This is a genomic window from Variovorax sp. UC122_21 (assembly GCF_044056785.1).
GTDB lineage: Bacteria > Pseudomonadota > Gammaproteobacteria > Burkholderiales > Burkholderiaceae_C > Variovorax.
In genome coordinates this window covers 6,378,403-6,391,496 of the sequence record NZ_CP172004.1, presented here as the reverse complement: position 1 = coordinate 6,391,496, position 13,094 = coordinate 6,378,403, and the positions used below count along the sequence as shown (strand labels likewise).

Here is a 13,094-nt window from a genome sequence, read left to right as displayed (position 1 = left end):
CGCTGCTCCTGAAGGGGTGGTTGGGAAGGGAAGGGGTTCAGACAGTGAGGAAAGAGCGGACCTTGTCCTGGTCGAGCGTGGCGCGCGCCTCGTCGTGCACCAGGCGGCCGCGGTCGATCACGAGGAAGCGGTCGGCCAGCGCGAGCGCGAAGCTCAGCACCTGCTCCGAGACCACGATCGCGAAGCCGCGCTCGGCGCGCAGCACGTTCAGCGTCTGCGCGATCTCCTTGATGATCGAAGGCTGGATGCCCTCGGTGGGCTCGTCGAGGATCAGCACCTTGGGCTCGGAGATCAGCGCGCGCGCGATCGCCAGCATCTGCTGCTGGCCGCCCGAGAGGTTGCCGGCCTTGCGCTGCTTCATGTCCTGCAGCACCGGGAAGAAGCGGTAGAGGTAGTCGGGCACCGTGCGATGGCCCGAGCGCGCGGCGCCCGAGAGGATGTTCTGTTCCACCGTGAGGTGCGGAAACACCATGCGCCCCTGCGGCACGAAGGCCAGCCCGTGCGCCACGCGCTGGTGGCTCGGCAGACGGGTGAGCTCGGTGCCGTTCAGGCGGATGCTGCCGCCGCGCGCGGGCAAGAGGCCGATCAGCGACTTCAGCAGCGTGGTCTTGCCCATGCCGTTGCGGCCCATGACGGCGACCGCCTCGTCGGGCGCGACGCGCAGCGAGACATCGTGGATCACGTGCGACTCGCCGTAGGCGACATCGAGTGCGGAGACTTCGAGCATGCGTTGGACTCCTTCAATGGCCGAGGTAGACGTCGATCACGCGCGGGTCGGCCTGCACCTCGGCGGCCGTGCCCTCGCTGAGCAGCCGGCCCTGGTGCAGCACGGTCACGCGGTGCGCGATGCGCTTGACGAAATCCATGTCGTGCTCGATCACCACCACCGACTTGCCCACCGAGATGCGGCGCAGCAGGTCGCCGGTCTGCTCGCGCTCGCGCGGGCTCATGCCGGCCACGGGCTCGTCGAGCAGCAGCAGCTCGGGCTCCTGCATCAGCAGCATCCCGATCTCGAGCCACTGCTTCTGGCCGTGGCTCAGCTGTCCCGCGCGGCGGTCGAGCCGCTCGACCAGGAACACCTCGGTGGCCATCGCCTCGATGCGCTCGCGCAGCGCGCGGGTGCGGCGGAAGCTCAGCGACTGCCACAGGCCGTGCATGCGCGGCAGCGAGATCTCGAAGTTCTCGAGCACCGTGAGGTCCTCGTAGACCGAGGGCGTCTGGAACTTGCGGCCCACGCCGGCACGCACGATCTCGTGCTCGTTCATGCGGCCCAGGTCCTGGCCGTTGAACAGCACCCGGCCCGCGCTGGGCCGGGTCTTGCCGCAGACCATGTCGAGCAGCGTGGTCTTGCCCGCGCCGTTCGGGCCGATGATCACGCGCAGCTCGTTGCGCTCGACCGAGAGGCTCAGGCCGTCGACCGCCTTGAAGCCGTCGAAGGAGACCGTGAGGTCCTCGACGCGCAGGATCTGCTCGTTCGAGGGCGGCACGGCCGAGGCCGCCTGCGGCAGGCCGCCGTTGGGCATCGCCAGCGTCGCGTTCATGGCGCGGCCTCCGCGCCGCGGCGGCGCAGCAGCTTCTCGCCCAGGCCCGCCAGGCCGTTCGGCATCGCCCACACCACGAGGATGAAGACCGCGCCGAGGAAGTAGAGCCAGCCCTCGGGGAAGGTCTCCGACAGGTAGGACTTGAGGAAGCCGATCAAGAGCGCGCCGATCACCGCGCCGGGAATCGAGAGCCGCCCGCCCACGGCCGCGTAGATCACCATCTCGACCGAGGCCACCACGCCGATCACGCCCGGCGCGATCAGCCCCACCTGCAGGCTGTAGAAGGCGCCGCCGATGGCCGACAGCAGGGCCGCCACCGCGAACACGAAGGCCTTCATGTGCGCCGTGTTGTAGCCGCTGAAGCGCACGCGGTCCTCGCGGTCGCGGATGGCGATCAGGATCTTGCCGAAGCGGCTGCGCACGATCAGCAGCGCGCCCATCATCGCGAGCGCGACGGCCGCCACCTCGATGAAGTACATGGTCCGCTTGGCCGCGTCGCCCGCGATGTCCCACCCCAGCAGCGTGCGGAAGTCGGTGATGCCGTTGGCGCCGCCGGTGTCGCCCTGCTGGCCGATCACCACCACGGTGAGCGTGAGCGCCAGCGACAGCGTGACGATCGCGAAGTACACGCCGCTCACGCGCCGCTTGAAGATCGCGTACGAGAACACGTAGGCGAGCAGAGCCGGGATCGCGAGGATGCCGACCAGGGTCCAGCCCAGCGAGTGGAAGGGGATCCACCACGAGGGCAACTGCTCGACGCTGCTCCAGACCATGAAGTCCGGCAGCTCGGGCGCCGAGGCCTCGAGCTTGAGGAACATCGCCATCATGTAGCCGCCGAGGCCGAAGAACAGGCCCTGGCCCAGGCTCAGCACGCCGCCGTAGCCCCAGGTCAGCACCACGCCGATCGCGACGAAGGCGAAGGCCAGGTACTTGCTCACGAGGTTGAGGCGGAACGGATCGAGCGTGGCCGGCAGCACCACGGCCAGCAGCAGCAGCACGGCCGCCAGCCCGACGAGGTCGCCGCGGCGTTGGGGAGAAAGCTTCATGCCCATGCGCTCAGCTCCTCGATCGGGTCGCGAACAGCCCGTTGGGCCGCACGTAGAGCACCGCGATCACCAGCAGCAGGATCGTGGCCTTGGCCATCGAGCCGCTCATCAGGTACTCGAGCCAGGTCTGCGACTGCGCGATGGCGAAGCCCGAGAGCGCGGTGCCGATCAGGCTCTGCACGCCGCCGAACACCACCACGATGAAGGAGTCGACGATGTAGAGCTGGCCGGTGCCGGGGTTGGTCGAGCCGATCATCGTGAACACCGCGCCCGCGATGCCCGCGAGGCCCGAGCCCAGCGCGAAGGTCAGCGCATCGACGCGCTGCGTGTCGATGCCGACCGCGCCCGCGATCGCGCGGTTCTGCGTCACCGCGCGCACCTTCAGCCCCCAGGAGGTGCGGTAGAGCAGCAGGTAGACGCCGATGGCGACGATGGCCGTGAGCCCGACGATGAACAGGCGCGTGAGCGGCAGCTGGATGCCCGGCGTCGGTTCCCACGCCCCGGCGAGCCAGGAGGCCAGCGGCACGCTGACTTCCTGCGCGCCGAACAGCGAGCGGTAGGCCTGCTGCAGCATGAGGCTCAGGCCCCAGGTCGCGAGCAGGGTGTCGAGCGGCCGGTCGTAGAAGAAGCGGATGAAGCCGCGCTCCAGCACATAGCCGAACCCGAAGGTCACGGCGAACGCGAACGGGATCGCGGCGAACAGGTAGAGGTCCATGAAGCCCGGCGCGTAGTGCTCGAAGAAGCGCGACGCCAGGTAGGTCATGTAGGCACCGAGCGCCATCAGCTCGCCGTGCGCCATGTTGATGACGCCCATCAGGCCGAACACGATGGCCAGCCCGATCGCCATCAGAAGCAGGATGGTGAACAGGCTCACGCCGTTGAACACCTGCATCACCGCGATGTCGAAGTTCATCGCGCTCAGACCTTCGGGAACGGGTTGGGCTCGACCAGCTGCGGCGATTCTCAGACGATGTCGAACTGCCCGTCGGGCCGCGCGCGGCCCACGCGCACCTTCTTCCACACGTGGTGGTTGGTGGCGTGCACGCGCACCGTGCCCTCGGGCGCCTCGATCTCCACGCCCGCGGCGGCGGCCGTGACCTTGTCGACCTCGAAGGACTTGGCCTTCTCCACCGCCAGCTTCCAGAGGTAGACGCTGTTGTAGGCCACCTCCATCGGGTCGCCGATCACGCGGTCCTGGCCGTACTTGGCCTTGAAGGCCTTCACGAACTTCTCGTTGGCCGGCGACTTGATGCTCTGGAAGTAGCCCATGCAGGCGTAGTAGCCGGCGGCGTTGTCCTTGCCGATGCCCTCGATCTCGTTCTCCGACACCACGGTCGACAGCAGCACCTGCTTCGTGCCGTCGAGCCCGGCCGCGCGCAGCTGCTTGTAGAAGGCCACGTTCGAGCCGCCGACCACCGTGCTGTAGATGCAGTCGGGCTTGGCGGCCTTGATCTTGTTGATGATCGAGGAGAACTCGGTGTGGCCCAGCGGCGCGTATTCCTCGCCGAGCACCTTGCCGCCGGCCTTGGCGATCGCGGGCTTGGCGATCTTGTTGCAGGTGCGCGGATAGATGTAGTCCGAGCCCACGAGGAAGAAGTTCTTGCCCTTCTCGCGCGCCATCCATTCGACCGCCGCGATCACCGACTGCGTGGCTTCCTGCGAGGGATAGAACACGCGCTTGTCCTGCTCCTGGCCCTCGTAGTAGGTGGGGTAGAACAGCAGGCCCTTGGCCTGGGCGAGCACCGGCAGCAGCGCCTTGCGCGAGGCCGAGGTGTAGCAGCCGATGATGGCCGCCACCTTGTCGCGCTCGAGCAGCTTTCGCGCCTTCTCGGCGAACACCGGGTTCTCGCTCGCGCCGTCTTCCACCACGGCCTCGATCTTCTTGCCGAGCACGCCGCCGGCGGCGTTGATCTCCTCGATCGCGAGCTTCTCGGCGTCGACCAGCGAGGCCTCGGCGATCGCGATCGTGCCCGAGAGCGAATGCAGCAGCCCGAGCTTCACCGTGCCGCCGTCCTGCGCGAAGGCCAGCGGCGCCATGCCGCTCGCGGCGCCCAGCACGATCATCGAGCCGCCGGTCTTCACGATCTGGCGGCGGTTGAAAGCGTTCGTCATGTCAAATTCCTTTGTGGTTGTGCGAGTCGTCAGGAAGATCCGACCTTCGGAACCGCGCTTCGGGTGTCTCCTCCCGCCACGCGGCCCTGCAAACGAGCGCTTCGTCGCCAGTGCCTTTGCTTCGGGCAAAGCTCCGCCAGCGGATGCATGCATCCGTTTCGACGAAAGCCCTGTTGCGACCGAAAAAACAAAAAGGCCCGAACCGGTGTTCAAACCGATTCGGGCCTTGTTGCCCGACACCTCGCTGGCAGCATTGGCAGCGGGCGTCGCATGACTGGTAACGATTGCTCGTTGCGGCGGATTCTTCTCAACCCGCGCCGGTCTGCAAATACGTTGTTGTGCGGATTGGCGGGCTGGCGGGGACTGTGCTATTTGCGCGCACAGGCGCGCCGGAGGTCGCTTTGCGCGGGGTCAGCGCGGCCGCGCGAAGTCCGCGTCGATCCAGGCCGAGGCGCTGGTGGCGCTGAGCTTGAACGAGGCCGGCACGTTCACGCGCGCGAGCTCGCTGTCGTCGGCCTCGTCGAAGGCGCTCAGCGTGGCCGAGGGGTTGTCCTCGTCGGGCACGATGGCCAGCGTGACGCGGATGCGCCGGTCGCCGGCGCTCACGGTCACGCTGCGGTTGAGCGTGGCGTGCAGCTGCTGCTCGTGGCGGCGGATCACCTCGGCCGCGGTCTTCACCAGGGTGGAGAAGGCGGGGCCGTCGAGCGGCTTGGGGTTCTTCTTGTCGCGGCCCATGGTCCAGGGGCCGACCAGCGCGGGCTCGGGGTCGCCATGGCGCGTCATCTCGACGGCCCAGCCGTCGTCTTCCTCGTTCTTGATGATGCGGGCGGTCCAGCGCTCGTCGCGCCAGAGGCGGTCCTGTTGCAGCGGGAGGATGTCGTCGGATTCGGTGGTCGGGGTCGTGTCGGTCATTCGGAGGCGGAGGTTCTTGCGCGTGCCATTGTCCCCTGGCCGGCGATGTAGGCCTGCAGCCCCTCGGCCAGCGCGTCGAAGGTGACGCGGCAGCGCGGGCTCGCGCGCAGGTCCTCGTGCATCGTGACCCAGGTCTCGAGCTTCAGCGACAGCGCGCGCGGCAGCAGCCGCACCAGCGCCGGGGTGCGCCGCGCCAGCGCGACCTGGCACACGCCGATGCCGGCGCCCGCGCGGATCAGCGCCAACTGCGCGAGGTCGCTGTCGGCGCGCAGCGAGAAGGCGTCGCGCGTGAAGCCCTTGAAGGACTTGATCGCGTCGCGCACGAAGGCCGTGGGCTGGTCGTAGCCGATCAGCGTGTGGCGCATCAGCTCCTCGGCCGTGCGCGGCGTGCCGTGGCGCGCGAGGTAGTCGGGATGGGCATGGAAGCCCAGCTCGATGTCGCCGATGCGGCGCGCCACCAATTGTTCCTGGCGCGGGCGCACCATGCGCACCGCGATGTCGGCCTCGCGCCGCAGCAGGTCCTGCACGCGGTTGGTCGACACCAGTTCGACCTTGAGCGCCGGATGGGCCTCGCGCAGCTTCGCCACGATCGGCGGCAGCACCTCCACCGCGACCACCTCGCTGGTCGACACCCGCACCACGCCGCGCACGCCTTCGCCCTGGCCGCTGGCCGCGCGCTGCAGCGAGGCGGCCGTGCTCTCCATGGCCTCGGCGTGCGTGCGCAGCGCCAGCGCCACCTCGGTGGGCAGCAGCCCGACCTGCGAGCGCGTGAAGAGCACCACCTCGAGCGCCTCCTCGAGCGCCGCGACGTGGCGTCCGACGGTGGGCTGCGTGATGCCGAGCGCGCGCGCCGCGCCCGAGAGGGAGCCCTCGCGCAGCACGCCGAGGAAGGAGCGGTAGAGCTCCCAGCTGATGGTCCAGGTCATGCATAAATGTATGGCCGATGGCTCATGTTCGGCAATTCCATTCGAACCCGACCCTGCCCAGAATTCATCCATCGATCACTGTTCTGGAGATGTTTCATGGCAAGCAACGACACGGTTCTGGTTCTGGGCGCGACGGGCGGCATCGGCGGCGAAGTGGCCCGCCAGCTGCGCGACGCGGGATGGCGGGTGCGCGCGATGAAGCGCAGCGCGGCGTCGCAGCGCCGCGATGGCATCGACTGGGTGGGCGGCGACGCGATGCAGGCACGCGACGTGCGCGAGGCCGCGCGCGGCTGCGCGGTCATCGTGCATGCGGTCAATCCGCCCGGCTACCGCCGCTGGTCGCAGCTGGTGCTGCCGATGCTCGACCACACGATCGCGGCCGCCAGGGCCGAGGGCGCGACCATCGTGCTGCCCGGCAGCGTCTACAACTACGGCGCCGATGCCTTCCCGCTGCTGGCCGAGGACGCGCCCCAGCATCCGGCCACGCGCAAGGGCGCGATCCGGGTCGAGATGGAGCGGCGCCTCGAAGCCGCGAGCCGCGAGGGCGCGCGCGTGCTGATCGTGCGCGCCGGCGACTTCTTCGGCCCGAAGGCCGGCAACAACTGGTTCTCGCAGGGGCTGGTGAAGGCGGGGCAGCCGGTCGGGGGCGTGAGCTATCCCGGCGATGCCGGTGTCGGCCACCTTTGGTCGTACCTGCCCGACGTGGCCCGCACCATGGTCGAGCTGCTGGCGCGGCGCGACCGGCTCGAGCCCTTCGCCCGCTTCCACATGGCGGGCCACTGGGATGCCGACGGCACGCGCATGGCCGATGCGATCCGGCGCGTGGTGGCGCGCCGCACCGGCACGCAGGTGCGCGTGTCGGCCTTCCCGTGGTGGCCGCTGCTGCTGGCCTCGCCCTTCGTCGCCACCTTCCGCGAGCTCCGCGAGATGCGCTACCTGTGGCGCACGCCCGTGGCCATGGACAACGCGAAGCTGGTGGCGCTGCTCGGCCGCGAGCCGCACACGCCGCTCGACGAGGCGGTCGAGGCCGCGCTCGAAGGCATGGGTTGCCTGCAGGCGGGGCCGCGCGCGGCGCTGGTCTGAGTGCTGCGCAAGGGCGTCGTTTTTCGACGATCGGGCCGGGATGCTGATAGCCTGAGGTGCCGCGCTCAGCCATCGCAACCCAGCCCTTCTCGCCATGCCCGACTTCCGCTCGCCCGACTTCCTGATCGGCCACGTGCAGCACACGCTCGCGTTCTACGACGGTCGCAGCCTCGATCCGCACGGCGGCTTCTTCCACTTCTTCAAGGACGACGGCACGGTCTACGACCGCCGCACGCGCCACCTGGTGAGCAGCACGCGCTTCGTCTTCAACAACGCCACCGCCTGGCGCCGCTTCGGCCGGCCCGAGCACCTGGCGGCGACGCGCCACGGCCTCGCGTTCCTGCAGCGCGCCCATGCGCATCCGCAAGGCGGCTACCTGTGGGAGCTCGACTGGCACGAGGGCCGCGCGCAGGTGCGCGACGACACCCACTACTGCTATGGCCTGGCTTTCGTGCTGCTCGCGCATGCGCATGCGGCGATGGCCGGCGTGGACGAGGCGCGCGCGGGCATCGAAAGCACCTGGCAACTGCTCGAACAGCATTTCTGGGAGCCGCGCCATCAGCTCTACGCGAACGAAGCCACTGCCGACTGGACCGTGTCTCCCTACCGCGGCCAGAACGCCAACATGCATGCCTGCGAGGCGATGATGGCGGCCTTCGAGGCCACGGGCGACGCGAAGTACCTGGATCGCGCGCTGACGCTGGCGCAGGCGATCGCGCTGCGCCAGGCCGACCTGACCGGCGGCCGGGTCTGGGAGCACTTCCGCGAGGACTGGTCGGTCGATGCCGACCACAACCGCGGCAACCGCGCCGACATCTTCAAGCCCTGGGGCTTCCAGACCGGCCACCTGACCGAGTGGACCAAGCTGCTGCTGCAGCTCGAGGGCCTGCTCGCCGGCCGGGGCGTGGCAACGGACTGGATGCTGCCGCGCGCGCAGTCGCTGTTCGAGGCGGCGATGCGCCACGGCTGGGATGCCGATTTCGGCGGCCTGGTCTACGGCTTCGATCCCGCGGGCGCGCTCTACGACGGCGACAAGTACTTCTGGGTGCAGGCCGAGAGCTTCGCGGCCGCCGCGCTGCTCGCGGTGCGCACCGGCGAGTCGCGCTACTGGGACTGGTACGACCGGATCTGGGACTACGCCTGGCGGCACATGGTCGATCACGAGCATGGCGCCTGGTTTCGCATCCTGTCGCGCGACAACCGCAAGCTGGGCGACGAGAAGAGCCCGGCCGGCAAGACCGACTACCACACGATGGGCGCCTGCCACGACGTGCTGCGCGCCCTCGGCGCTTGAAGCAACTCAGTCATCCATGGCGCTGCGCGCCACCCGCATCGCATGAAACGGCCGGTGGGATCAAAGACGGAAGCGGACTTCCGGACGCAGAGGACGCGAAGGTTGCGCGAAGGACGCGAAAGGAAGGCAAGAAAAATTTTGAATTTCTCTTTTGCGTTCTTCGCGAAATCTTCGCGTCCTCTGCGTCCGGCTGTTGGCGTTTCATTTCAGAACACCGACAGCCCCGTGCGCGCCACGAACATCTCGAGCGCCTTCATGCCCAGCAGCGAGTTGCCGGTGGCATCGAGCGCGGGCGACCACACGCTGAGCGTGAGCCGGTCGGGCACGACGGCCACGATGCCGCCGCCCACGCCGCTCTTGCAGGGCAGGCCGATCGAGAAGGCCACGTCGCCCGCGGCGTCGTAGGTGCCGCAGGTCAGCATCAGCGCGTTGATGCGCCGGGTCTGGCGCTCGCTGGTGATCGCGGCCTCGCCGTCGATCGGGTGCGCGCCGTCGCGGCACAGGTAGCCCGCGGCGCGCGCGAGCTGGCGGCAGCTCATGCGCAGCGAGCACTGGTGGAAGTAGGTGTCGAGCACCTCGGTCACGTCGTTGTCGAGCTTGCCGAAGCTCTTCATGAAGTTGGCCAGCGCCACGTTGCGAAAGCCGGTCTCGGCCTCCGAGCGCGCGACTTCCTCGTCGAAGCCCACGGGCTCGCCGGCCAGGCTGCCCATGAGCGCGAGGATGCGCGCCTTGGCGCTGCCGCCCTCGGCGCGCGCATGGCTCACGAGCCGGTCGGCGACCGCGATCGCGCCGGCATTGATGAAGGGATTGCGCGGCTTGCCCTGCTCGTTCTCGAGCTGTACCAGCGAGTTGAACGGATTGCCCGAGGGCTCGCGGCCGATGCGCTCCCACAGCGCGTCGCCCACGGCCTGCATCGCGAGCGTGAGCGTGAACAGCTTCGACACGCTCTGGATCGAGAACGCCGTGTCGGCATCGCCGGCCGCGGCCTCCTCGCCGTCGCAGGTGCGCAGCGCGATGCCGAACTGCCGCGCGTCGACGCGCGCGAGCGCGGGGATGTAGCGGGCCACCGTGCCGGCCTGGCCCAGCAGCGGTTGTATCGCGGCCGCGATCTCGTCGAGCACGGGCTGGAATCGGGTGGATGTCGCCATGTCGCTCGTTCCTTCAGGCGCGACGCGCGCCGCCGCGGTTCACCAGCACGATGCCCACCGCCACGCCGGCCAGCGCCACCACCAGCTGCGGCGTGAGCGGCTCGGACAGCAGCAGCACGCCGAACACCAGCGCGAACAGCGGCGTGAGGAAGGTGAAGGAAGACATCTGCGTGGCCGGGTAGTGGCGCAGCATCCACATCCACGCGAGGTAGCTCGCGAAGGCGCCGATCACGGTCTGCAGAGCGATCGAGCTCCAGGCCCAGGCCGAGTAGTGCGTGCCCCAGGTCTCGCCGAGCGCCAGCGAGATCATGGGGCAGACCGCGGCCGTCACGGCGACCTGGTAGAACAGCGTCTTCTCGGCGCTCGCGGTGGCGAGTCTGGTGGCGCGCAGGGTCAGCGTGGTCAGGCCCCACAGCATGCCGGCGGCGAGCGCCAGCGCATCGCCACGCAGTTGCGACGAGGAGGTATGGCCGAAGCCTTCGCTGAAGGCCAGCACCACGGCCGCGAAGGCGATCGCGAGCCCGGCCCACTGCAGCCCGCGCAGCCGCTCGGCCGGCACCCAGCGCGGCAGGAACAGCGAGACCCAGAACGGCGCCGTGTAGAGGAACACCGTGAGCCGCGAGGCGCTGGTGAGCTGCAGCCCCAGGTAGATGCCCGCGAACTCGCCCGCGAACAGCAGCCCCGCGAGCAGCCCGCCGGGCAGCGTGCCGTCGCGCTCGAACAGCGGCACCTTGCGCCAGGCGCACCACAGCCCCAGCAGCACGACCGCGCCGGCCATGCGCATCGAGGCCTGCCACATCGGCGGCACCTCGGCCACGGTGGTCTTGATGAGGATCTGCTGCAGGCCCCAGAAGGCGCAGCAGACGACGAGCAGGCCGATGGCGAGCGCGTCGAGGTGGGTTTTTCTCTGGGTCATCTGTTGTTCGTGGGGGGAGGGCCAGCCCGCGGGGATGCGGGGGCGGTGCCGGCGATCCTAGCGCGCGGCCGTTTCATCGATGCGCGCTCAGCGCCCCGCGACCGGGTACGGCGGCTTGCCGCGCGTGCCCACCATCAGGTCGGGCACCACCGCCTCGACGTCGGGCAGCGCGCGCGCCGCGCGTTCGAGCTGGCGCGCCAGCGCGGGCGAGGGCACGCAGCCCTGCAGGTAGACCCAGCGCCGCTGCACCATGACCCACACGCTGCCCTGGCGCAGGCCCGGCACCGCCTCGAGCGCGGCGCGCACCTTGGGCGCGAGCGACTTGTCGTAGCGGTAGGCGTTGCTGTCGCTGCATTTGCCCGCGAGCCAACAGCTGGTGCCGCGCTCCAGCCGCGAATGGATCTGGATGCGGCGCTCCTCGGCCGTGTAGAACGGGCCTTCGGGTTCGGGGCAGCCCGGCAGTCCGGCCGAGACGCGGAAGAAGGGATCGTCGAACCAGTTCTGCTTGGCAGGCGAGGCGGCGTCCTGCGCGCTCGCCGCATGCGGCGCGGCCACGGCGCACAGCAGGGCGAGCACCGGCGCCGCGTGCTTCACAAGGGATGTTCCGTGTAGAAGCGGCCGCCGTGGAACAACAGCGGCGAGGCGCCGGCGTCGTGGCTGCAGCGCTCCACCTCGCCGACGAAGATCACGTGGTCGCCCTCGTCGTAGCGGCTGCGGTTGAAGCACTCGAAGCTCGCCGCGGCGCCCGCGAGCACCGGCGCGCCGCCCAGGCCCTCGGTGAAGGCCACGTCGGCCCAGCGATCGATGTCCTTGGTGGCGAAGCGCTCGGCCAGCGTCTTCTGGCTGGCCGCGAGGATGTTGACCGTGTAGTGCGAACCGGCCCGCAGCGCGGCCATCGAGGCGGCGCTGCGCGACAGGCTCCAGAGCACCAGCGGCGGCGACAGCGAGACCGAATTGAAGGAGTTGGCGGTGAGCCCGACCAGCGCGCCGTTGGCCGCGCGCGCAGTGACGATGGTCACGCCGGTGGCGAACATGCCGAGCGCCGCGCGGAATTCAGCGGACGAGAAGGTGGGCGGCTGGGCGCTGCGCAAGGTGGTCACGAAGGAGCGGGAACGGTGGAGGGCAGGGGCCTATTCTGGCGCACCCGTCCTTCCCGCCCCCGGCGCGGCCGACATCACCTCGGTCACGAAGCGGGTGTAGGCGGCCGCGGCCGGCGAGGGCGTGCGGCCCGCGAGCGTGACCAGGCCGTAGTGGGTGCGCATGCCTTCGAGGCCCGCGATGGGCAATGGCACCAGCGGCCGGGTCTCGTGGCGGAAGGCCGGCGCATCGGGCGCCAGCACCACGGCGCGCGCCGTGAGCGCGAGATGGCGCAGGGTGCCGGTGTCGTCGCAGACCAGGTTGAACACGCCGCGGCCGGCGCGCTTCGCCTGGCGTTCGAACTGAGTGGCCACGCGCGCGGGCAGCCTGGGGCCGGCGACCGGGTAGTCCATCGCTTGCTCGAGCGTGACCGACGCCAGCTTGCGCAGCGGATGGCGCGGCTGCACGAAGAACGAGACCGGCACGTCGGGCAGCCGCATGGTCTCGAGGCCGCCCTGGCGCGCGAGGTCGCGCGTGTCGGCGATGAACAGGTCGATCTCGCGCCGGTGCAGCCGCTCGGCCAGGGTGGCGGTGTCGGCCACCTCGGTGCGCACCGAGAGCTGCGGATGCCGCTGCACCAGCAAGGTCAGCGCCGCGCGCCCGAGCATGCCGGCCGCGAACGGACCCAGGCCCACCTGCAGGCTGCCGGCGGCCAGGCCCTCGAGCTGCAGCACGTCCTCCTTGAGCTGGCGCGCGTCGATGAGCAGTTCGCGGGCGCGCGCCAGCACCAGCTCGCCGGCCTGCGTGAAGCGCACCGTGCCGTAGGCGCGGTCGATCAGCCGGACCTGCAGGCCCTCCTCGAGCGCCTCGATGCTGCGCGAGAGCGCGGGCTGCGAGAGGTGCGAGGCCTGGGCCGCGCGGCCGAAGCTGCCCTGCTCGGCGAGGGCGACGAGGTGCTGGAGCTGGCGCAGCTGCATGGCGATCTTGTGTTTTTCTTCAAATCGATCGACGTATTTTGCATTTGCCAATGGTTTGGGGG

14 protein-coding genes are annotated in these 13,094 nt (G+C 69.8%); 2 read left to right on the top strand and 12 right to left on the bottom strand.

Annotated elements, in window-relative coordinates:
• Window positions 1-37: 37 nt before the first annotated feature.
• The 7 genes from urtE to ACHMXE_RS42780 all read right to left on the bottom strand — a co-directional run bounded on the left by urtE (window position 38) and on the right by ACHMXE_RS42780 (window position 6,537).
• Window positions 38-727 (bottom strand): urea ABC transporter ATP-binding subunit UrtE, encoded by a 690-nt coding sequence (urtE, locus tag ACHMXE_RS42810; protein WP_209540344.1) that lies wholly within the window; start codon window positions 725-727, stop codon window positions 38-40.
• A 13-nt stretch (window positions 728-740) separates the two neighbouring features.
• Complete coding sequence (gene urtD, locus ACHMXE_RS42805) at window positions 741-1,523, bottom strand: urea ABC transporter ATP-binding protein UrtD (RefSeq protein WP_281081428.1); 783 nt, start codon at window positions 1,521-1,523, stop codon at window positions 741-743.
• Window positions 1,524-1,537: 14 nt separating this feature from the next.
• Entirely contained in the window at window positions 1,538-2,587 is a 1,050-nt protein-coding gene (gene urtC / locus ACHMXE_RS42800; RefSeq protein ID WP_203203612.1) for an urea ABC transporter permease subunit UrtC, read from the bottom strand.
• 10 nt (window positions 2,588-2,597) lie between these two features.
• A complete protein-coding gene (gene urtB / locus ACHMXE_RS42795; RefSeq protein ID WP_209540345.1) occupies window positions 2,598-3,500 on the bottom strand; it encodes an urea ABC transporter permease subunit UrtB in 903 nt (300 codons plus the stop codon).
• A gap of 50 nt (window positions 3,501-3,550) precedes the next feature.
• Complete coding sequence (urtA, locus tag ACHMXE_RS42790) at window positions 3,551-4,699, bottom strand: urea ABC transporter substrate-binding protein (protein ID WP_395349461.1); 1,149 nt, start codon at window positions 4,697-4,699, stop codon at window positions 3,551-3,553.
• 411 nt (window positions 4,700-5,110) lie between these two features.
• Window positions 5,111-5,611, bottom strand: coding sequence for a hypothetical protein (locus tag ACHMXE_RS42785; protein ID WP_093343804.1), 501 nt, complete (start codon window positions 5,609-5,611; stop codon window positions 5,111-5,113).
• A complete protein-coding gene (locus tag ACHMXE_RS42780) occupies window positions 5,608-6,537 on the bottom strand; it encodes a LysR family transcriptional regulator (RefSeq protein ID WP_395349460.1) in 930 nt (309 codons plus the stop codon). Before ACHMXE_RS42780 ends, ACHMXE_RS42785 begins: the two co-directional genes overlap by 4 nt.
• A 96-nt stretch (window positions 6,538-6,633) precedes the next feature.
• Here ACHMXE_RS42780 and ACHMXE_RS42775 point away from each other — a divergent pair, with 96 nt between their 5' ends.
• Both ACHMXE_RS42775 and ACHMXE_RS42770 read left to right on the top strand, forming a co-directional pair.
• The gene (locus tag ACHMXE_RS42775) at window positions 6,634-7,620 is read left to right on the top strand and encodes an NAD-dependent epimerase/dehydratase family protein (RefSeq protein WP_395349459.1); all 987 of its coding nucleotides are present in this window, start codon (window positions 6,634-6,636) and stop codon (window positions 7,618-7,620) included.
• Between the two features lie 94 nt (window positions 7,621-7,714).
• Window positions 7,715-8,914, top strand: coding sequence for an AGE family epimerase/isomerase (locus tag ACHMXE_RS42770; RefSeq protein ID WP_395349458.1), 1,200 nt, complete (start codon window positions 7,715-7,717; stop codon window positions 8,912-8,914).
• A gap of 206 nt (window positions 8,915-9,120) precedes the next feature.
• Here ACHMXE_RS42770 and ACHMXE_RS42765 read toward each other — a convergent pair whose 3' ends face one another.
• From ACHMXE_RS42765 to ACHMXE_RS42745, 5 genes are all read right to left on the bottom strand, one after another.
• Window positions 9,121-10,062 carry a glutaminase gene (locus ACHMXE_RS42765; RefSeq protein ID WP_395349457.1) on the bottom strand — a complete coding sequence of 314 codons (942 nt, stop codon included), beginning with the start codon at window positions 10,060-10,062 and terminating at the stop codon, window positions 9,121-9,123.
• 13 nt (window positions 10,063-10,075) lie between these two features.
• Window positions 10,076-10,978: a DMT family transporter gene (locus ACHMXE_RS42760; RefSeq protein ID WP_395349456.1), complete on the bottom strand. Its 903-nt coding sequence runs from the start codon at window positions 10,976-10,978 to the stop codon at window positions 10,076-10,078.
• 87 nt (window positions 10,979-11,065) lie between these two features.
• Window positions 11,066-11,572, bottom strand: coding sequence for a BON domain-containing protein (locus tag ACHMXE_RS42755; protein ID WP_395349454.1), 507 nt, complete (start codon window positions 11,570-11,572; stop codon window positions 11,066-11,068).
• Window positions 11,569-12,078, bottom strand: a complete 510-nt coding sequence (locus ACHMXE_RS42750; protein WP_395349453.1) for a flavin reductase family protein — start codon at window positions 12,076-12,078, stop codon at window positions 11,569-11,571. Before ACHMXE_RS42750 ends, ACHMXE_RS42755 begins: the two co-directional genes overlap by 4 nt.
• A 30-nt stretch (window positions 12,079-12,108) precedes the next feature.
• Window positions 12,109-13,032, bottom strand: a complete 924-nt coding sequence (locus tag ACHMXE_RS42745; RefSeq protein ID WP_395349452.1) for a LysR family transcriptional regulator — start codon at window positions 13,030-13,032, stop codon at window positions 12,109-12,111.
• Between the last annotated feature and the right edge of the window lie 62 nt (window positions 13,033-13,094).